The following is an 18821-nucleotide window of genomic DNA, read 5'->3' as shown; positions in this document are numbered from 1 at the left end:
CTTGCCACCAGCGGAAATCCCTTAACTACCCGGCTTTGGGTAAAGCCCACGTGTCCGTATGACCCGTCCCCGCCCTTGACGTGCGATGCCGGTAACGGCGTGGTGCGAAGCTCAGGGGAAAGCCCAAGGACTCCTGTTCCATCCGGGAGTTACCGGCAAGGGGAAGACCGGACGGGTGAACGCAAGTGAACTCTCGTTGATGCCTCGTGATCCCAAGCCCCGCCGATGGAAAGCACCAGCGGGGTGCATGGCTGGCCGCTGAGAAGCGGCAGGCGCTGGCCGGTAGAGGTCACTCCGGCCAGGTGGACACCGCCGCCTCGGGGTAAAGAGAGCCCCCCCCGGTCGTATCTCACTCGTGTGGAACGTGGAAACCCCGTTGGGGTCCGAGCCTGCGTGGCTCGGTCGGCCGACCGTGAGGAAGGCTCAACTCCCCAGCGGGAACAGGATGGCCCAAGAAGCGAACGCTGGAAGCCGAAAGGAAACGGGAACCCGGGGCAGCATGATCGGCCTCTCCGCCGGTCGCCTCGCATAACCGTCCGGATACAGGCTGCTGCCTGGACCCGAGAGGGTGCTGACGTGGGCCGGGTGAGCCTGTGTGGACTCACTGGACAAAGACAACGGAACCGAGGGACAAGTTGGACACCAAGACGGATGCGGACGGAGCGGTCTCGGCCGTCCCGGCTGCTGCCGCGACGGTGAACGGACCCGAGGGCGGACATCCGGACTGGGCGTCGATCGACTGGCGCCGGGCCGAGGAGTCGTACGGCTTCCGGCCCGGCCGCGGCTGCCACGACGCGATCGGGGCCATCTACTCCACGCTGAACGGGAAGAACCCGCAGCGTGTGTGGGTGCTCGACGCGGACCTGACGGCGGCGTTCGACGGAATCGACCACGCCCGGCTGATGGCCGCGCTCGGCACCTTCCCCGCCCGGGGACTGGTCCGGCAGTGGCTGAAGGCCGGGGTCGTGGACAAGGGTCGGTTCGCCCCGACCGAGGAGGTAACTCCGCAGGGCGGGGTGATCAGCCCGTTGCTCTTCAACGTGGCCCTGCACGGGATGGAGGAAGCCGCAGGGGTCCGCTACTTCACCGCCGGCCGAGACGCCGGCAGTGCGCAGAGCGGAAGCCCCGTGCTGGTGCGATACGCAGACGACTTTGTCGCGATGTGCACCAGCCGTGAGCAGGCCGAACTGGTCAAGGAACGGCTGGCCGCATGGCTGACGCCCAGGGGGCTCGCCTTCCACGAGGACAAGACACGCATCGTCCACGCGGAGAGCGGGTTCGACTTCCTGGGGTTCAACGTCCGCCGGTATCACGGCAAACTGCTGATCAAGCCGAGCACAGCGGCGCAACGACGGATCCGGGAACGGCTGCACGCCGAGATGCTGGCCCTGCGAGGGGCCAACGCTGCGGGCGTGCTCAAGAAGATCAACCCCATCGTGCGGGGCTGGTCGGCCTACTACCGGACGGTGGTGTCCAGCGAGGTCTTCACGGCGCTGGACAACTACATGTGGACGCTCGCCTGCAAGTGGGCCAAGCACAGCCACCCGAACAAGCCGAAGCACTGGGTCTCAAGCAAGTACTTCGGCCGGTTCAACAAGACCAGGAAGGACCGGTGGGTGTTCGGCAACCGCGACAGCGGCGCCTACCTGCTCAAGTTCTCCTGGACGAAGATCGTCCGGCACCAGTTGGTCAAGGGCAGGGCGTCTCCGGATGACCCGGCCCTGGAGTCGTACTGGGCCGCGCGGCGTCGCAAGGGACCGCCTCCGCCGGTGGACGGTATGACCGTGCGCCTGCTTCAGGCTCAGCGCGGTCGCTGCCCAGCTTGCGGAGGGCTCCTGCTGCACGCCGACCACCCGCCGCGAAGCCCTCAGGAGTGGGAGACGTGGCGGGCCGTCATCAGGAAGGCGATCTCCAAGCAGTACGTCGCGTTCCTGGGCGGGAGCACGCCGGGCGATCAACGAATCCGTCTCCTCCACACCCAGTGTCAACGGCGGAGCGGAGCCGTCGAGCTGACACGTCCCGAGCCTTCGCCTGCCCGAGAGCCCCTGGGGCTTGCTTGAGCCGTGTGCGGTGAAAGCTGCTTGCACGGTTCTGAGGGGGCCGGGGTCCCAGGAGTGGGCCCCGGCTACCCGACTGATCATTGGGACCGGCCGGTCCGCGATCGGCACCCTGGTCGAACGGGCCACCCGCTATGTGATGCTCCTGCACCTGCCGAACGGCCGCAGCGCCGAGCAGGTCCGTGACGCCCTGGTGGAAACCGCGCAAACCCTGCCGACACACCTGGTGCGCTCGCTGACCTGGGGCCAGGGCAGCGAGATGGCTGCCCACGGCTCGTTCACCGTCGCCACCGGCGTCCCGGTCTACTTCTGCGACCCGGCCAGCCCCTGGCAGCGCGGCTCCAACGAGAACACCAACGGCTTGCTGCGGCAGTACTTCCCCAAGGGCACCGACCTGTCAGCCCACGGCCCCGAACACCTCACAGCCGTCGCCGCCGAACTCAACGGCCGCCCACGCAAAACGCTCGGCTGGGAAACCCCAGCCGAGCGCCTGCATAAACTGCTCGCGGCCTGATCAAACTGACCACGTGTTGCAACAACCCCTAGAAACCGCCCAGATTCTGGTGGGGGCTCTGGGGGTTTTGACGCCAGTCGTTGACGGCAACGTCAGCGGACGGGTGCTGCACAAAGTGGCGGTTCGTCGCTGTCGTCGGGGTCGGGGGCGGTCTCGGAGGGCCTGCCGAGGGTGCGGCCGAGAAGGTCGATGGCGTCGCGCTGGAGGCGCAGGCGGACGTGGGCGTAGCCGGTGGCGGTGACTCCGATGTGGGTGTGGCCGACGAGCTCCTTGGTGGCCCCTGACCGTGCTATGGCAGCGCGAATAGTCCCGGCAGCCGGCCCGCCAAGGACGGAGAGCATGCGGCACCGACTCGGCACCACCGATCTTGGGGCTGAATCCCGCTGCGGCGAGTGCACCAGCCATTTCCGCGCGAGCCAGTCCGTCGCGCGGCAGCAGGCATAGTCATCGATGGCCGCCAAACCGTCGACGTCGGCGCCATAGGTGATTTTCGATGGGGGTGGCAAGCTTCGATGACGGGCCAGCGCCCTGTTGACGATCAGTGCGAACAGCACCCGCGCCGCCTACAGCCAGCCGCGGGTCAGTGCCGTCCGGGCCGCCTCGGTGCGGTTGCGGGCGCCGAGTTTGGCCATCGCGCTGGACAGGTAGTTGCGGACGGTGCCCTCGGCGAGGAAGAGCCGGGCCGCGATCTCGACGTTGCTGGCGCCGTCCGCGACCGCGCGCAGCAGTTCGCGCTCCCGCTCGGTCAGCGGGTCGGCCGCGTCCCAGGCGGCCACCGCCAGCTCAGGGGCGACCACGCGTTCGCCCGCGTGGACCCGGCGCAGGGCGCCCGCCAGTTCGCCGATCGGCGCGTCCTTGAGGACGTAGCCGGCCACCCCGGCGTCGACCGCGCGCCGCAGGTAGCCGCTGCGGGCGAAGGTGGTCACGATCAGCACCCGGGTGGGGTCGCCGAGGGTGTTCAGCTCCGCGGCGAGCTCCAGGCCGGTGCGGCCGGGCATCTCGATGTCGGTCACCAGCACGTCCGGACGGTGTGCGCGGACCGCGGCCAGCGCGTCGTCGCCGTTGGTGGCGGTCGCCACCACGGTGATGTCCGGCTGCAGGTCGAGCAGCGCCGCGAACGCGCCCAGCACCATGCTCTGGTCCTCGGCCAGCACCACCCGGATCACCGGGCCGCCGCCTGACGCGGCACCGTGATGGTCAGCGTGGTGCCGGCCGAGCCGGTGCGCTGCACCGCGCCGCCGAGCTTGGCGATCCGCTCCCGTACCCCGGTCAGCCCGGTGCCTTCCGGGGCCGTGCCGCCGATCCCGTCGTCCGCGATCACCAGGCGCACCCTTTCCTCGTCCACGTCCAGTCCCAGCCCGATCCGGCAGGTGGAGGCCCGGGCGTGCCGGGCAACGTTGGTGACGGCCTCCCGCAGCACCAGCCCGAGTTCGTGCTCGGCGGCCGCGACCAGGATCAGCCCGTCGTCGTAGTCGACCCGCAGCCGGACGCCGGTCCCCGCGAGCGCCCGGCGGGCCGCCTCCAGTTCGGCGCGGATGCTGGTCTGCCGCCAGCCAGTGACGGTGCTGCGCACCGCGGCCAGCGCCTCCCGGGCGTTGCGTTCGATCTCCTCCGCCTCCGCGCGCGCCCGCTGCGGGTCGGCCAGGACCAGTTCCTTGGTCAGCTGGGCGCGCATCACGACGGCGGTCAGCGAGTGCCCGAGCAGGTCGTGCAGGTCCCGGGCGATCCGTTCGCGTTCGGCGAGCGTCGCCAGCAGCTCGACCTGCGCGGTGCGCAGCCGCTGGTTCTCCAACTCCTGCTGCCGGTCGCGCTGTTTGAGCTCCAGCAGCCCGATCACCCAGATCAGCACCGACGCCGACACGAAGCCCCACAGCCGGTACGGCATCGGCACCCAGGAGACCAGCGCGGCAAGGGTGTTCAGCACCGTCAGCCCGGTGAACCACAGCCGCGCGTCGCGCCACGGCAGGGTGTCGCCCGCGACGGCCGCCGCGTAGACGAACACCAGGCTCGCGTTGGTGTTGAACGGTGTGGCCAGCGCGCCGACCACCGTCATCGGCACGATCGCCGTCCAGACGTGCCCGGCGGCCGGGCCGCGCAGCAGCTTCGCCCCGTACAGCGCGATCGTCGCCACGCACACCCCGCCGGCCAGCGGCCACTCCCACCACGACCCCTCGGGGGCGAAGTAGGGCTGCACCAGCACGAAGAGCAGGTAGCCCAGGTACACCCACTCCCAGGTCCGCAGCCTGGCGGCGACGGACCCGGGAGCGGGTTCCTGACGGGTGCTCACCTCATGGTCGGTACTCATATCCGGGCATGACGATAGGCCATCACGGCAACCCCCGCCGCTCCCAGCGTGGTCAGCAACAGGGCGAGGACGTGGAGCAGGACCGGGCCGTGGCCGAGTTGCGAGAGCCCGAGCTGCGCGAGGTGGTAGGTGGGCAGGAACTTGGCAATCTGCCGCATCACATGGGGCAGGAACTGGATCGGGATCCACAGGCCGGACAGCACCGCGAGCGGGAAGAGCAGCGCGTTGAGCAGCGCGATCGTCGCGTTGGTACGGAAGCGCAGCCCGACCGCGACGCTGATCAGCGTGAACGGGACGGTGCCCAGCAGCAGCACCAGCGCGACCCGCAGCATCGCCCACACCGAGGCGTGCAGGGTGCCGAACGCGGCGGCCGCCACCCCCATCAGCAGCAGCACGCCGACCCCGTACAGCAGTGCGGCCATCGCCTTCGCGCCGAGGCTGATGCCGATCGGCACCGCGGAGACCCGTTTCATCCGCAGCCAGCCCAGGTCGCGGTCCTGGGCGACGCCGATGCCCGGTTGCAGCGCGGCCACGGTGATCACGCCGTAGGTGCCGAAGGTGGCGACCATGGCGGTGCCGGCCGAGATCCCCTGGGTGGTGTCGTGCCCGTAGAGCAGGTTGAACAGGACGAAGAAGCCGACCGGCATCAGGATGCTGAAGAACAGGGAGGTGGGTTCCCGGACGATCGCGCGCAGCTCGTCGCGCAGCTCGACGCCGAACACCCGTACCGTCAGCCCGGCGTTCACCCGGTCACCTCCGCCGCCCGCTGCGAACCGTCCCTGCCGTACCCGCCGTCCGTGCCGGTGGCATCCGTGCCTTCGTCCGCGCGGTCCGTCAGCGCGAGCACCGCCTCCTCCAGTCCGGCGTCCTGGACCCGCAGGTCGGACAGGTGCGGGTCGCGGTCGAGCAGGACGCGCAGCAGGTCCTCGGGTGAGCGGGTCTGGATGCGCGACAGCTCGTGCTCAGGGGTCACGGACAGTACTCCCGGTAGTTGCTCCAGTTCGGACCGGTCGAGGCCGGTCCGGACGGTGACGGTGCGGTCCGGCAGCCGCGTGACCAGTTCGTCGGGCGGTGCGTCCGCCAGGACCCGGCCGCGGTCGAGCACCACCACGCGGTCGGCGACCGCGGCGGACTCCTCGATCAGGTGGGTGGTGACCAGGACCGCGGTGCCCTGTTCCCGGCGCCGGGCCAGGATCTGCCAGAAGTGCCGGCGGGCCACGGTGTCCAGACCGACCGTCGGTTCGTCGAGCACCAGCAGGGCCGGTTCGGTGACCAGCGCCATCGCCAGCTGTACGCGCTGCTTCTGGCCGCCGGAGAGCTTGGCGACCCGCCTGCGCCGCAGGTCGGCCAGGCCGAGCTCGTCCAGGACCGGGCCGGCCGCGGCCGCGCGCAGTCCGCCGCGTACGGCGGCGCCGGTGACCAGCTCGTGGACGGTGAGGGTGTTCGGGAAGCCGAGGGTCTGCTGTGCCACGCCGAGGCGTCGGCGGGTCGCCGCGCGGCGCGGGTCGCTGCCCAGGATGCGGACCGTGCCCTGCTGCGGGGTCAGCAGCCCGACGGCGAGCGTGACCAGGGTCGACTTGCCTGCTCCGTTCGGCCCGAGGAGGGCGACGCACTCCCCCGGGTCCACTCCGAGGTCCACGCCGTCCAGTGCGACGGTCTCCCCGTAGCGGTACCGGAGTCCTTCGGCGGTCAGTACTGCCGCTGTCGTTCCCATGCCCACCATGCTCCCCTTCCGGCCGCGGGAGGAGGTAGTGATGGCCCGTCACCGGCCGGTGATGACAAATGTCAACGATGCGGGGCCGGCCGTCCGCGGGAGGGTGCGTTCCGGTACGGCTGGGTACGTCCTGTCGGGAGTGCTGCGCCCGCCCGCTCCGGTGATACATATTTTGTTCATATTCATGTATTTATGATCCGGTCTGTCGGATACTGCGTCTCACCCGACCACGTCAGGCAGCCAAGGGCAGACCGTGCCAGCGGGGGCGGCGTGGGGGGCGCTGGACTGGGGGTGCGGCATGCACGACGAAGACGTACGATTCGCGGTTCTGGGCCCGGTACGGGCCTGGCGGGGGGACACCGAGCTGGACCTCGGACAGCCCCAACAACGGGCCGTCCTGGCCGCACTGCTGCTGCGCAAGGGCGCCCACGTCACCTTGGACGGCCTGGTCGACGACGTCTGGGGGGAGACCGCCCCCGCGACCTCCACCCGGCTGGTGCGCACCTACATCTACCGGCTCCGGCTGGTCCTGGGCCGCGCCGGGAGCGGCCACATCAGGTCCGTCGGCGGCGGGTACGTCCTGGAGGCCGGACCCCGGCGCTGCGACCTGACCCGCTTCGGCCACCTGCTCTCCCAGGGACGCGCCGCACGCACCGGCGGCAACCCGGCCCGAGCGGTCGGCCAGTACGCCGAGGGCCTGGCCCTGTGGACCGGGACCGCGCTCGCGGGCGTCCCAGGCCCCTACGCCGACGCCCAGCGCACCAGGCTGAACGAGCTGCGGCTGAGCGCCCAGGAGGAGCGCCTCGCCTGCGCCGTGGCCCTCGGCCGGTACGACCACGCCGCCGCCGAACTCGCCGCACTCGTCACCGAACACCCGCTGCGCGAGCAACTGCGCGAACTCCAGATGCACGCGCTCTACGGCGCGGGCAGACAGGCCGAGGCGCTCAGCGTGCTGCGCGAGACCGAACGGCTGCTGCGGGCCGAGCTCGGCGTCGACCCCGGCCCCGGACTGCACGCCATGCACCGGCGCATCCTGAACGCGGACCCCTCCCTGCTGCCACCCGTACCAGCGGCGCCGGGCGCCGCCGCCCCGCTGCCCGCGCCCGCCCGGCCGCCGGCCGCACCCGCACAGGCCGGCGCCGCCGCCAGCCCGATGCCCGTACCCGCCCAACTGCCGCACGACCTGGTGCACTTCACCGGGCGTGCCGGACAGCTCGACGAACTGAGTGCCCTGGCCGGACAGGCGGGCCGCTCGATGGTGGTCGCCGCGATCGGCGGCACCGCGGGGATCGGCAAGACCGCCCTGGTCGTGCACTGGGCCCACCGGGCGGCCGGGAACTTCCCCGACGGCCAGCTCTACGTCAACCTGCGCGGCTTCGACCCGACCGGCACCCCCGTGCCCGCCGGGACCGCGATCCGCGGGTTCCTCGACGCACTCGGGGTACCGGCCGCGCAGATCCCGGCCGACCACGAGGCGCAGACCGGGCTGTACCGCAGCCTGATGGCCGGCCGGCGGATGCTGGTGGTGCTCGACAACGCCTGCGACCCGGAGCAGGTCCGCCCGCTGCTGCCCGGCTCGGCCGGTTCCATGGTCCTGGTCACCAGCCGCAGCCAGCTCGCCGGCCTGGTCGCCCGCGACGGCGCCCACAGCCTCACCTTGGACCTGCTCACCCCGCAGGAGGCCCGCGACCTGCTCGCCCGCCGACTGGGCGCGCGGCGGGTCGCCGCCGAGCCGGCGAGCGTCGGGGAACTGATCGACCTGTGCGCCCGGCTGCCGCTGGCCCTCAACATCACCGCCGCCAACGCGGCCGCCCAACCCGCCTTCTCCCTTGCCGTGTTCGCCGCCCAACTGCGCCAGGACCACAACCGGCTGGCCGCCCTCGACACCGGCGACGTGACCTCGAACGCCCGCGCAGTCTTCTCCTGGTCCTACCGGACCCTCGCCCCGGCCACCGCCCGGATGTTCCGCTTCCTCGGCCTGCACCCCGGGCCGTACATCACCGTGCCGGCCGCGGCCAGCCTCGCCGCCGTCACCCGCGAACAGGCCCGCACCGCCCTGGACGAGCTCGCCCGCGCCTGCCTGCTGACCGAATCCTCCCCCGGCCGCTACACCTGCCACGACCTGCTGCGCGCCTACGCCGCCGAGCAGTCCGGCGTCCACGACAGCCCGGCGGAACAGCACCGGGTGGCCCGCCGGACCCTCGACCACTACCTGCACACCGCCTATCCCGCCGCCCGCTTACTGGCCCCGGCCCGCGAGCAGTTGCCGCTCTCCCCGCCGGGCCCCGGCGTGCTGCCGGAGACCCTCGCCGACAGCCAGCAGGCCTGGTACTGGTTCAGCACCGAGCACCGGGTCCTGCTGGCCGCGCTCGCCCAGGCCGAGACCCGCGGCATGGCGGCCGAGGTCTGCCAACTCGCCCGACCGCTCGGGGTGTTCCTGGAACACCGGGGGCAATGGCACGACTACCGGGCGGTCCGGACCAGCGCCCTGGCCGCTGCCCGCTGCCTCGGCGACCTGGCCGAACAGGCCCGCGTGCACCGCCAGTTGGCCCACCTGTCGCTGCTCGTACGGGCCTACCCGAACGCCCGCAGCCACCTCGACCTCGCCATCGAGCTCTACCGATGTCTCGACGACCCGCTCGGCGAGGCCAACACCCGCCACGGCCTCGCCCTCCTGCTGGACCGCCAGGGCCGCTACCGGGCGGCGCTCGACCAGGCCCGCCAGGCCCTGCCGCTGTACCGCGCGTCCGGGGAGCGCCGCGGCCAGGCCGGCATCCTCAACGCCATCGGCTGCATCCACGCCCGGCTCGGCAACCACCGCCAGGCCCTGGACTCCTGCCGGCAGACCCTGGAACTCCACCACGGCCTGGACACCGAGGACTTCGAGGCCACCAGCCTGGACAGCCTGGGCCACGCCCACCACCACCTCGGCCACCACCGGCAGGCCATCGAGTGCTACCACCGCGCACTCGACCTGTTCCGCCGCGACCGCCACGTCCTGCACCAGGCCGACACCCTCACCCGCCTCGGCGAGACCCACCGCGCCGCCCGCGACCCCGAGTCCGCCCGCGACGCCTGGGAACAGGCCCGGCTGCTCTTCCAGGACCTCCAACTCCCCGACGCCGAACAGCTCCGCCTGAAGCTGCTCGAGCTGCGCAGCAGCAAGCCCGTACGCGCCACGGCCCGCACCACCCTGCCGGCACACAGCCTCTGAACCGGCCGGCGTCCGAAGCGGCCGGGCGGGCCGCCACTCGCGGGTGGTCGGCCGGGGTGGGGGTGCCCGCGGGCACCCCCCTTCCGGTCAGCGGCGGGCCGTGCCGGTCAGTCGGGCCCGGGCGATGATGTGGCCCGACATCGTGAAGGCGGCGACGGTCGGCGGGGTGTCGGCCGGCAGTTGCAGACTGGGCACGTCCAGCGCGTACACCGAGACCTCGTAGTGGTGCAGGACGTCACCGACCGGCGGGCAGGGGCCCAGGTAGCCGGTCCGGCCGGCCTCGTTGGTGCCCGCGACCGCGCCGGCGGGGAGCGGCCGGCCCAGGCCCGTGGTGTCGGCGGGGAGGTCCCAGACCAGCCAGTGCCAGAACCCGGCGCCGGTGGGCGCGTCCGGGTCGAACATGGTGACGGCAAAGCTCCTGGCGCCCTCCGGTGCCCCGCTCCAGGCCAGCTCGAACTGCCGGTTGGGGCCGGCGCAGCCGAACGCGTCGGCCCAGGCGTCGTCCGGCAGGGCGCCGTCGGCGTCGAAGTCCGGACTGGTCACGGTGAACCGCGCGACGCCCTCCGGGACCCCTCGCCGGACGGGACGGTAGCCGAAGGCGTCCGTGTCCACGGGGTCGGCCGCGATGGTGGTGGCGGGAGCGGCATCGGCTGCGGCGCGGGTGGTGCTGGTCATCGGGTCCTCCTCGAACGGGTTGCTCGGTTCCCACGATCACCAGGCACCGGGCAGCCGGGGAAGGCTCTCCCGATGCTGGTACTCGGGGTGCCAGGCCCCGCGCTGGACATCGCGCGGCGATGCCGGAGGATGGACGACGTGGAGCACCGACCGATACCCAGCCGACCGGCACCGCGCGGACCGGCGCCCCGCCGACCGGCCCCTCAGCGCGCCGAGCTGGGCCAGTTCCTGCGCGCGGTGCGCGCCCGCCTCGGGCCGCAGGACGTCGGGCTCCCGGACACGGACCGGCGTCGTACCCCGGGGCTGCGGCGCCAGGAGGTCGCCCAGCTCGCCGCCGTCAGCATCGACTGGTACATCCGGCTCGAACAGGGCCGGGTCGGCACCCCGGGGGCCGCCGTGCTCGACGCCCTCGCCGAGGCGCTGCGGCTGTCACCGGCCGAACGCCGGCACCTGCACGTGATCGCCGGCAGCCGGTCCCCGGTCGGCGCCGAGGCCTCGCTGCCGGTCGCGGACTCGATGCGGGTCCTGCTGGACGGGATGCCGCTGCTGCCCGCGTACCTCACCGACTTCCGCTTCGACGTCCTGGCGCACAACGCCGCCGCCACCGCGCTCTTCGGCGAGGAGTTCGGCACCGGCGAGGCGGCCAACAGCGCCCGGATGCTGTTCCTGGTGGAGCGGGTACGAGCGATGCAACTGGACTGGACACGGGTCGCCCGCGAGACCGTCGGCCACCTGCGAGCCAACCAGGCCAGGCACCCGGGCGACCCCAGGCTGCGCCAGGTCATCGACGAACTCCGCTCGGAGAGTGCCGAGTTCAGCACCTGGTGGGACGACCACACGGTGCGGCAGCGCGCCCACGGTACCAAGCGCCTGCACCACCCGGTGGTCGGCCCGCTGACCGTCCGCTACGACATGCTGGCCACCCTCCAGGACGGCGACCAGTGCCTGACCGTGGTCACCCCCGCCGACCCCACCGCCGAACACGCCCTACGCGACCTGCTGGTACACCGGGCCACCTCGCTCCCCCGCCCCGACGTACGGCCTCTGGCCTCGCGCACGTCCACAGCCGACGCCGCCACCGACCGTCGGCACGCCCGCTCCTGAACCCGGCAGCGGACGGACGGCAATGCCGACGACGTGACCGCGGTGATGGCCTCGCCATGGTGATCCGAGGAGAATGCACACAGTGATGCAGCAGAGCGCGCGGTCCCGCTTCCGGGCCGCCCTGTTCGGTCTCGGTGAGCACTGGGAGTCCGGCGTCGCGCAACTCGGCGCCCAGGTGGTGGCGGGACTGCCCACCTTCGGCCACGACACGGCCGCCGTCGCCGCGGCGGCCGGCCAACTCGCTGTCTCGGTCGAAGAGGACCTGTACGGGCGACGGAACCTCGGACTCTGCCTGAAGGATCGCGATGTCCGCCTGGTGGACGTCCTCTGGCTCGCGGACGGCCTCGATGTCCCGGAACAGGTGCAACAGCGGTGGCCGGGCCTGCCCCAGCAGGAGTGGGAGTGCGCCCTCCGGGTGGCCAAACTGGTGCTGTCGGCGCTGGGATCACCCTCGATCAAGAACGACCGGGCGGTCGCCAATCCCGCACGGGACCGGTTCCGAGCCGCCCTGTCGGCCGTGGGCGACCACCCTGAAACGCCACCGCAGAAACTCGCCACGGACCTGACGGCCGGGCTGCTGGCCTTCGGATCGGAGACCCCCGACAACCTCGCCGCCGCTGCACGGCTCCACGTCTCGATCGAACAGGACGAGAACGGCTGGAATGTCGGTCTGTGCATGCGGCAGTCAGGGCTCCGCCTGTCACGGCTCCTGGAAGGTGCACTCGGCAGCCCGCTGCCGCAACAGCTGCTGGAGGACTTCCCGGAGCTCACCCAGGAGGACTCGGACACCGTGCTCACCGTGACCACGGCGATTCTGGCCGCGCTCGAGTCCGACCGCATCGCAGGCAGCCACAGCTGACCGGCCCTGCCGACAGCAGGGCCGAACCCGACCTCGGCCTGTTCGCTGATCTGCGCCGCCTCGCGGGGGTTCGCTACCGTCCACGCTGCGATGCTCGTCGAGGCGTCGCCCCGGCCGCTCCGGGTTCGGGCGCGTCCAGGGGCCGCCAGGCCGGGCCGTCTCCATCCAGCTGGACGTGTCCGAACACCACGCCGGCGAAGTGGACGCCGAAGCCGACCGTGCCGGGCTCCGCCAGCTCGGCGACGAGGCGACGGCGGTGGTCGGCGGCCAGGGCGGGGTCGTGGTCGAAGGCCGAGGACCAGTCGGGGTGGTCGATCTGGATCGGCGAGATCACGGCGTCGCCAAAGGCAATCAGGCGTCGTCCGCCCCCGGTGATGACGTACTCGGCGTGCCCGACGGTGTGGCCGGAGGCGACCCGCACGCGGACGCCGGGGAAGACCTCCTGCCCGTCCGTGATCGTCCGTACGTGCTGCGCGAGGACCGCGGCCTGCTCGGCCATGCCCTGGGCCTCCAGGAGGTCGCGCCGGTCCCACTCCGGCTCGGAGATCAGGTAGTCGGCGTGGGCGAACACGGGCCGTTCGCCACCAGGAGCGGGATGGCAGGCCCAGCCGAGGTGGTCGAAGTGGAGGTGTGTGAATGCCACCGCTTCGATGTCCTCTGGGCTGCAGCCGAGTTCGGCCAGACTGCGCGGCAGCGCACCTCCCCGGATCGCGCCGAGGGGGCCGTCGGGAGCCTCGTACGCCCGCGGGCCGAAGCCCGCGTCGATCAGCAGCGCGCGGTCGCCGTGCTCCACCAGCAGACCACCGACGCTCCCCACCAGGCGGCCGGTGGCGTCCAGGTGCTCGGGATGTGCGGCCCACACCTCCTCCGTGGTGTCCTGGAGCAGTTGCAGCGGCCGGAGCCGCACATCGCCGTCGGGCACGTACGACACCTTGGTGTCACCCAGCCATATCGAGCTGATTCCCGCCGGTCGACGCAGTCGCTCGTCGTGCTCGTCCCTCAAGCCACTCATGGATATCCTTATCTGATTTGTCATCAGCCAACCGGCGTCGCCCCTACATGCCCGCCACGAGGTCGGCCGGGAGGCCACCGAGCCCGTTCTCGGAGCCACACAATCGCGCTGCGCCCCCGACCGACGATCACCGCGTCGCACAAGGTGCCCATCGCCCGCATCCCGTGTACCAGGCTCTGCCGGCGGTCCGCTCGAGGACGGGTCGGGGCCCGGTGCCTCACGTACCTGCCCGCTCGCCCCGTTCGACGTCCATACCGACGAGCGAAGCGATCAGTGCCCCGGCGGCGACGATGTCCGGCCGGTGGAAGGACAGCATGGTGGTGCTGTCGTCGCCGGCAAACGATCACCCCGTCTTCGCGAACGCAGTGGAGAATCAGTTCCCTTCGGCTTCGAAGGTGCGCAGCAAGTCGGCAGCGACGCTCACGGCAATGGTCGCTGGATCCTTGCCGGTGATGTCGGCCAGCCCGATCGGGGTCTTGATCCGATCGATGCTGGCCTCGTCGTGGCCGCCCTCGGTGGCGAGGCGCTTGCGGAACCGCACCCACTTGGCCGCCGACCCGATCAGCCCGATGGAGCCGAGATGGGTTGTGCGCAAGGCGGCGTCGCACAGCGCGGCGTCCTCGGCGTGATCATGAGTCATGATCAGGACGTGGGTGCCGCGCGGCAACTCCGCCAGCACCTCCTCGGGCAGCAGCGGCGTGTGATGCACGGTCACCTGCGCCACCGCGTCTGCCAGCACGTCGAGCCGCTCCTCGGTGAGGATGTCGGAGCGGGTGTCGATCAGATGGAGGTCGAGGTCCTGACGTGCCAGGATGCGCGCCAGTTCCAGCCCGACGTGCCCGACGCCGAAGATCGCCACCGCTCGTACCGTCGGCAGCGGTTCGAGCAGCACCGAGACCGTGCCGCCGCAGCACTGCACGCCGTGCTGGTTGACCACCTTGTCGTTCAGGGCGAAGTCGATCAGCTCCGGCTCAGGCCTGGACTCGGCGATCAGCTCCCGCGCCCGGTCGATCGCGACGGCCTCGACGTTGCCGCCACCGATCGAGCCCCACGTCTCGGTCTGCCCCACCACGAGTTTCGCGCCGGCGTCGCGCGGCGCATGGCCGCGCACGGTCGCGACGGTCACCAGCACGCCGGACTCCCGACGTGCTCGCAGCCGTGCCACCGCGGCGACCCACGTCATGTCAGGCACCGCTCAACGCTTCAGCACCGGATGGGATCCTGCCGCTGGCGACGTGCCCGTTTCCGGCCCGGCCGTTGGTGGCAGACGCGTTGCGGGCGTGACCGTTGCGGGAGACATCGCCCTGGCGAGCCGCGTGGATCGCCCAGTAGACCGCCTCCGGCGTCGCGGGCGAGGCCAACTCGACGCTGACACCGCTGGGCCCGAAGGCGGCGGCGGCCTGCCGCAACGCTTCTCGCACCGAGAACGCAAGCATCAGCGGAGGCTCACCCACCGCCTTGGACCCGTACACCGCGCCCTCTTCGGTGGCGTTCTCCAGCAGCGTGACATTGAACTCCTCCGGCATCTCCGAGAAGCTCGGCAGCTTGTAGGTGCTCGCGGCCTGGGTCAGCAGCCGGCCGCGGTTCGGCCCGTCACCGGCGTCCCAGCGCAGGTCCTCGAGCGTCAGCCAGCCCGCTCCCTGCACGAATCCACCCTCGACCTGACCGATGTCGATCATCGGGGACAGGCTGTCGCCGACGTCGTGCACGATGTCCACCCGCCGGATGCGGTAGGCGCCGGTGAAGCCGTCCACCTCCACCTCGGCCGCGGCGGCGCCATGGGCGAAGTACTTGAACGGCGAGCCGCTGAACGCCTTCGCGTCCCAGTGCAGACCCTCGGTCCGGTAGAAACCGGCCGCCGACAGCTGAACCCGCTGGAGGTACGCGGTGCGCACCAGGTCGTCCCAGGCCAGCTCCTTGTCGCTGCCCAGGGCGCGGGCGACGCCCTCGACGATGCGTACATCCGAAGCATTCGAACCCAGCTGGGTGGCGGCCACCTGCAGCAGCCGGTCGCGCAGTTGCTCGCAGGCGTTCTTCACCGCCGCACCGTTGAGGTCCGCCCCGGCGCTGGCGGCGGTGGCAGAGGTGTTGGGCACCTTGTCCGTTCGCGTCGGGGCAAGCCGCACCTTGTGCAGCGGGATGCCCAGGGTGGTGGCGGCCACCTGCAGCATCTTGGTGTGCAGGCCCTGGCCCATCTCGGTGCCGCCGTGGTTGATCAGGACCGAGCCGTCCTTGTAGATCAGCACCAGCGCGCCGCCCTGGTTGAAGGCGGTGAGGTTGAACGAGATTCCGAACTTGAGGCCGGTGATCGCAAGTGCCCGCTTGGTGTTCGGCTTCGAGGCGTTGAAGGCGGCGATCTCGCGCCTGCGATCGGTGATGCCGGCGTTGTCCTGAACCTGTTTCCAGACGGCGGTGATCCGTTCGGGGTGGAGGACCGGCTGTCCGTACGGCGTCGACTGACCCTGCTGGTAGAAGTTGCGCTCCCGCAACTCCATCGGATCCAGGCCGAGCAGCGGCGCGCACCGGCCCATGATGTCCTCGATCACCAGCATGCCCTGCGGTCCGCCGAAGCCGCGGAAGGCGGTGTTGGAGACCTTGTTGGTCCTGGCGATGCGACCGGCGATGCGCGCGTTGGGAATCCAGTAGGTGTTGTCGATGTGGCACAGCGCACGGGCCACCACCGGCTCGGAGAGGTCCAGGCTCCAGCCGCCGTCCGCGGTCAACGTGGCGTCCAGGGCCTGGATGCGGCCGTCGGCGTCGAAGCCGATCTTCCAGGTGGCGTTGAAGCCGTGCCGTTTGCCGGACATGGTCAGATCCTGAGTACGGTTGAGCCGTACCCGAACCGGCCGACCGGTCAGCCTGGCGCCGAGCGCGGCGACGGCCGCGAACCCGTGCGGCTGCATCTCCTTGCCGCCGAAGCCGCCGCCCATCCGCAGACACTGCACGGTCACCTCGTGGCTGTGCAGACCGAGCACGTGGGCGACGATTTCCTGGGTCTCCGAGGGATGCTGGGTGCTGCTCTGGACGAACACCTGCTCGGCCTCGTCGATGTGGGCCAGCGCCGCGTGCGTCTCGAGGTAGAAGTGCTCCTGATCGGAGAACTGGAACTCGCCGGTGAACACGTGCGCGGAGTCGGCGAAGCCCGCGTCGACGTCGCCGGTCAGCATCACGGGCCGGGCGCCGTGAAAACTGCCCGCCGCGATCGCCTCCTGCAGGGTGATCAGTGAGGGCTGTTCGTCGAGTTCCACCTCGACGGCCGCCGCACCGAGCCTGGCCGCTTCCAGGGTCTCGCCGAGCACCCAGGCGACCGCGTGGCCGTGGAACATGACCTCATCGGGGAACAGCGGTTCGTCGTGCTTCATCCCGGCATCGTTGACGCCGGGCACGTCGGCACCGGTCAGCACACGGACGACACCGGGCACCGCGAGCGCGGGCTCGGTGCGCAGCGCGGTGATCCGGCCGTGGGCCTTCATGACCTGGACCGGGTAGGCGTGCAGTACGTCCTTGGTGCGATGGATCAGGTCGTCGGTGTAGAGCGCGGTGCCGGTGACGTGCAGGACGGCGCTCTCGTGCGGCACCGGGACGCCGACGACGGGCTTTTCGGGGCGTTCGGACAGCTGGCTCATGACGACACCGCCTCGGTGGTCCGTGCGTACAGCTTCAGCAGGCTCTGGCCGAGCATCGCGGAGCGGTAGGCGGCACTGGCGCGGTGATCGTCCATCGGGGTGCCCTCGGCCTGCAGCACCCGGGCCGCGGCCTCGACGGTCTCCGCCGCCCACGGTCTGCCCTCCAGCGCCGCTTCGGTGGTGAGCGCGCGGATCGGGGTGGCGGCCACGCCGCCCAGGCCGATGCGTGCCTTGCGGACGATCCCGTCCTCGACGTCCAGCGCAAAAGCGATCGCCACGCTGGAGATGTCGTCGAAGCGCCGCTTGGCGATCTTGTGGAAGGCCGTGACCGGCGACAGCGGCCGCGGGATGCGCACCGCGCGGATCAGCTCGCCGGGGCGGCGCACGCTCTGCCGGTAACCGGTGAAGTAGTCCGCCAGCGGGACCTCGCGCTGACCGTCGGCACCGGCGAGCACCACCGATGCCTCCAGCGCCAGCAGCACCGGCGGGCTGTCACCGATGGGCGAGCCGGTACCCAGGTTGCCGCCGAGAGTCGCGGTGTTGCGGATGAGCCGGGATGCGAACTGCGGGAACAGCTCTGCCAGCAGCGGGATGCCGCCGTCGAGGTGGCGCTCGATCTCGGTGAGCGTCAGCGCCGCCCCGATCTCGATGTGGTCGGATTCGACTCGCAGTTCGCGCAGTTCGGACAGCCGGTCGATGGCAATCACGCAATCCGCCCGGCGGGAACGGATGTTCACCTCCACACCCCAATCGGTGGAGCCGGCGACCACCACCGCGTCGGGCCGCTCGCGCAGCAGCTGCAGTGTCTCGGCCAGGGTGCTCTTCCGCAGGAACTCGCTGTCGTCCTGGGCGTATTCGGTGGCAACCGGTGCCGGCGGGGACTGCTCGCGACGCTGTGCCAGCGGGTCCTCGTCGGTGGGCATACCGACGGCGAACGCGGCATCGCGAATCGGGCGATAGCCGGTGCAGCGGCACAGGTTTCCGCTCAGCGCGTGCAGATCGAAACCGTTCGGACCCTGCTCGTGGTCGGTACTGTCGGCCGGGTCCGCGTGCGCGCAGCGGTCGGGCCGGTAGTACTCGGCAGCCATGCTGCAGACGAATCCCGGTGTGCAGTAACCGCATTGGGAGCCGCCGCGGACCGCCATCTCCTCCTGCACCGGGTGGAGGGTGGGCGGCTTGCCGGGTTCACCGGCGGTGGCCAGACCTTCGGAGGTGATGATCTCCTGGCCGTCGAGCGCCGCGACCGGGACCAGGCAGGCGTTGACCGCCACCCAGTCGGTGGGCCTGTTCACCCCGGGACGGGCCACCAGGACCGAACAGGCTCCGCATTCACCCTCGGCGCAGCCCTCCTTGGTGCCGGTGAGGCCGCGCTCGCGAAGAAAGGCCAGCACCGTGGTGTTGGGCGCAGCCGGTGAGATCGGTGCTTCTTTCCCGTTGACCGTGATCCGCGCCGCTACCATGACAGGCCTTCGTTTCGGTGCACGGTCGGTCGATTCATCGTCTTCGCCAATTTCAGGCAGCTTCCTGTATTCAGACTCGCCACGTGAGAGGAACGGGCGCAAAATGGCACGCCACAGCGGCGTGGCGGGAGGTCACGTGAGAGGAGCGGGCGCAGGCCGGCAGGCCACAGCGACGTTCCGGGAGGTTGCGACGGGAGGCCCGGATGTGCCACGCACGGGCACATCAGAAACGGCGTACTCAGCAGCCGTGCGCGATCCGCCCCGGAACCCAGACCGTGCGG

14 protein-coding genes and 1 pseudogene are annotated in these 18821 nt (G+C 71.2%); 5 read left to right on the top strand and 10 right to left on the bottom strand.

Annotated elements, in window-relative coordinates:
- Window positions 1-635 precede the first annotated feature (635 nt).
- Window positions 636-2060 carry a reverse transcriptase domain-containing protein gene (locus AA75_RS08310; RefSeq protein ID WP_051812004.1) on the top strand — a complete coding sequence of 475 codons (1425 nt, stop codon included), beginning with the start codon at window positions 636-638 and terminating at the stop codon, window positions 2058-2060.
- A gap of 73 nt (window positions 2061-2133) precedes the next feature.
- Window positions 2134-2571 (top strand): annotated as a pseudogene (locus AA75_RS08305) (IS30 family transposase); the annotation flags it as partial.
- 92 nt (window positions 2572-2663) lie between these two features.
- Here the strand turns inward: AA75_RS08305 and AA75_RS51705 are convergent.
- Genes AA75_RS51705 through AA75_RS08280 form a run of 5 tightly spaced genes read right to left on the bottom strand, consistent with a single transcriptional unit; the run spans window position 2664 to window position 6590 of the window.
- Window positions 2664-3125 (bottom strand): hypothetical protein, encoded by a 462-nt coding sequence (locus AA75_RS51705; RefSeq protein WP_233288964.1) that lies wholly within the window; start codon window positions 3123-3125, stop codon window positions 2664-2666.
- 9 nt (window positions 3126-3134) lie between these two features.
- Entirely contained in the window at window positions 3135-3737 is a 603-nt protein-coding gene (locus AA75_RS08295) for a response regulator transcription factor (RefSeq protein ID WP_033819161.1), read from the bottom strand.
- On the bottom strand, window positions 3734-4858 hold the full coding sequence (locus AA75_RS08290) for a sensor histidine kinase (RefSeq protein WP_199520282.1): 1125 nt from the start codon (window positions 4856-4858) through the stop codon (window positions 3734-3736). The genes AA75_RS08295 and AA75_RS08290 overlap by 4 nt, the downstream gene beginning before the upstream one ends.
- A gap of 14 nt (window positions 4859-4872) precedes the next feature.
- Window positions 4873-5622 (bottom strand): ABC transporter permease, encoded by a 750-nt coding sequence (locus tag AA75_RS08285; RefSeq protein ID WP_199520281.1) that lies wholly within the window; start codon window positions 5620-5622, stop codon window positions 4873-4875.
- On the bottom strand, window positions 5619-6590 hold the full coding sequence (locus tag AA75_RS08280; protein ID WP_082526340.1) for an ABC transporter ATP-binding protein: 972 nt from the start codon (window positions 6588-6590) through the stop codon (window positions 5619-5621). Before AA75_RS08280 ends, AA75_RS08285 begins: the two co-directional genes overlap by 4 nt.
- Before the next feature lie 298 nt (window positions 6591-6888).
- On the opposite strand from AA75_RS08280, the gene AA75_RS08275 reads away from it, so the two are divergent.
- Entirely contained in the window at window positions 6889-9804 is a 2916-nt protein-coding gene (locus AA75_RS08275) for a BTAD domain-containing putative transcriptional regulator (RefSeq protein ID WP_051812003.1), read from the top strand.
- Between the two features lie 87 nt (window positions 9805-9891).
- Here the strand turns inward: AA75_RS08275 and AA75_RS08270 are convergent, their stop codons facing one another.
- A complete protein-coding gene (locus AA75_RS08270) occupies window positions 9892-10479 on the bottom strand; it encodes a YbhB/YbcL family Raf kinase inhibitor-like protein (RefSeq protein ID WP_082526339.1) in 588 nt (195 codons plus the stop codon).
- Window positions 10480-10617: 138 nt separating this feature from the next.
- Here AA75_RS08270 and AA75_RS08265 point away from each other — a divergent pair, with 138 nt between their 5' ends.
- Window positions 10618-11583: a helix-turn-helix transcriptional regulator gene (locus tag AA75_RS08265; protein ID WP_233288963.1), complete on the top strand. Its 966-nt coding sequence runs from the start codon at window positions 10618-10620 to the stop codon at window positions 11581-11583.
- A gap of 73 nt (window positions 11584-11656) precedes the next feature.
- Window positions 11657-12442, top strand: a complete 786-nt coding sequence (locus AA75_RS08260; RefSeq protein WP_149038017.1) for a hypothetical protein — start codon at window positions 11657-11659, stop codon at window positions 12440-12442.
- A 73-nt stretch (window positions 12443-12515) separates the two neighbouring features.
- On the opposite strand, the gene AA75_RS08255 is transcribed toward AA75_RS08260, so the two are convergent.
- The 4 genes from AA75_RS08255 to AA75_RS08240 form a co-directional block, all read right to left on the bottom strand.
- Window positions 12516-13454: an MBL fold metallo-hydrolase gene (locus AA75_RS08255; protein WP_199520280.1), complete on the bottom strand. Its 939-nt coding sequence runs from the start codon at window positions 13452-13454 to the stop codon at window positions 12516-12518.
- 373 nt (window positions 13455-13827) lie between these two features.
- Window positions 13828-14637 (bottom strand): xanthine dehydrogenase accessory protein XdhC, encoded by an 810-nt coding sequence (xdhC, locus tag AA75_RS08250; protein ID WP_149038016.1) that lies wholly within the window; start codon window positions 14635-14637, stop codon window positions 13828-13830.
- Window position 14638: 1 nt separating this feature from the next.
- The gene (gene xdhB / locus AA75_RS08245; RefSeq protein WP_033819157.1) at window positions 14639-17080 is read right to left on the bottom strand and encodes a xanthine dehydrogenase molybdopterin binding subunit; all 2442 of its coding nucleotides are present in this window, start codon (window positions 17078-17080) and stop codon (window positions 14639-14641) included.
- On the bottom strand, window positions 17077-18540 hold the full coding sequence (locus AA75_RS08240) for a xanthine dehydrogenase small subunit (RefSeq protein ID WP_033819156.1): 1464 nt from the start codon (window positions 18538-18540) through the stop codon (window positions 17077-17079). The genes xdhB and AA75_RS08240 overlap by 4 nt, the downstream gene beginning before the upstream one ends.
- Between the last annotated feature and the right edge of the window lie 281 nt (window positions 18541-18821).

Source organism: Kitasatospora sp. MBT63, assembly GCF_000710465.2.
Lineage (GTDB): Bacteria > Actinomycetota > Actinomycetes > Streptomycetales > Streptomycetaceae > Kitasatospora.
Note: the sequence above shows the minus strand (reverse complement) of the source record. Positions and strands in the feature narration are given on the sequence as shown.

Coding starts and splice junctions, on each gene's coding strand:
- AA75_RS08280 (WP_082526340.1), bottom strand. CDS start 6,590: ATGGGAACGACAGCGGCAGTACTGACCGCCGAAGGACTCCGGTACCGC.
- AA75_RS08275 (WP_051812003.1), top strand. CDS start 6,889: ATGCACGACGAAGACGTACGATTCGCGGTTCTGGGCCCGGTACGGGCC.
- AA75_RS08270 (WP_082526339.1), bottom strand. CDS start 10,479: ATGACCAGCACCACCCGCGCCGCAGCCGATGCCGCTCCCGCCACCACC.
- AA75_RS08260 (WP_149038017.1), top strand. CDS start 11,657: ATGCACACAGTGATGCAGCAGAGCGCGCGGTCCCGCTTCCGGGCCGCC.
- AA75_RS08255 (WP_199520280.1), bottom strand. CDS start 13,454: ATGAGTGGCTTGAGGGACGAGCACGACGAGCGACTGCGTCGACCGGCG.
- xdhC (WP_149038016.1), bottom strand. CDS start 14,637: ATGACGTGGGTCGCCGCGGTGGCACGGCTGCGAGCACGTCGGGAGTCC.
- xdhB (WP_033819157.1), bottom strand. CDS start 17,080: ATGAGCCAGCTGTCCGAACGCCCCGAAAAGCCCGTCGTCGGCGTCCCG.
- AA75_RS08240 (WP_033819156.1), bottom strand. CDS start 18,540: ATGGTAGCGGCGCGGATCACGGTCAACGGGAAAGAAGCACCGATCTCA.